1 protein-coding gene and 1 pseudogene are annotated in these 1,061 nt (G+C 55.0%); both read left to right on the plus strand.

Going from position 1 to position 1,061, the window contains the following annotated elements; all coding sequences use genetic code 11:
- On the plus strand, nt 1–766 hold a 766-nt coding region (locus A2I95_RS41655; RefSeq protein WP_291738122.1), incomplete at its 5' end, for a sulfotransferase.
- A pseudogene (locus tag A2I95_RS41660) lies at nt 763–1,061 on the plus strand (glycosyltransferase family 1 protein); the annotation flags it as partial. The gene A2I95_RS41655 and the pseudogene A2I95_RS41660, both read left to right, overlap by 4 nt.

Raw genomic sequence — 1,061 nt, forward strand, 5'->3', positions numbered from 1 at the left:
GAAATGGTTCGATGTTCGATTGGGTAATGAAGAAAGCTTGGATTGGTACGCATCCCGGTTTTCTGAATTCAGCGGAAAGCTTCTGGTTGGAGAGGATTCCACTACCTACCTTTTTTCAGCCGTTGCGGCCCGGCGCATCAAAAGCCTTTTGCCTGACGTCCGTTTGATTTTCCTGCTCCGCGATCCGGTTAAACGCGCTTATTCCCAATATTGGCACCTAATCCGCAGCGCGCGTTTGAGCTGCAGTTTTGAACAAGCCTTGAGCAGGCACAGTTCAATAATCCTCGGCTCCACTTACGCGCCTCATGTTGCCGATTATTTCAACGTGTTTGGCCGTGAGAATGTGCATGTTGCTGTTTTTGAGGATTTTCTTTCCGACAAGCAAGCATTCATCAACCGGATTACGAACCACATTGGCGCATCAGAAATGGATGCCGGCACGCTGAAAACCTGGTTTAACCGCACCTACTATCCAACGATGCCCGGATGCCAGCAATGGCTGAACCGGATCGGGGGCCGGATTGTTGCCGGACGTTACCGCAATCACATGGGGCATGAGACCCGGCTGACAGAAAAAATACGCCACAAGCTGCATTATCACTGGTTCCGCAGGGTCAATCCCGTTCTGCTCAAAGCGGAAAAGCCGCCCGCCATGCAGCCCGGCACTGCTGCCTATCTTGCGCACCACCTGTCGGACCGGAACGCCGGGTTATCGGATCTTCTCAACCGCGATCTTTCTGCAATCTGGCCCGGGTTTCACGGATGAGTACTGTCCGGTCAGATATCGTGCTTGTTTTTGACCCCAGGTTCTCGGGCGGGACCGCTGCTGCGATGCTGGCAGATGCCCGGGCGTTCCATGCAGCAGGTGCAACGGTGGGCCTTCTGCCCGTGACATCAGGTTTTTTTACCGGTTCTGAGGACAAGCCCAATGCCGCGGTTTTGGATCTGGCCGGCCTGAGCGGGTTTGACGTTCTCGCACCGGGCACCGCTGTGGCCGCTGATGTCGTCTTTTTTCACCACCCGCTGGCCTTCTTTCACGGCGTGGCTGAGACTGCAGGCAT

The sequence above is a fragment of the Leisingera sp. F5 genome, assembly GCF_001593695.1.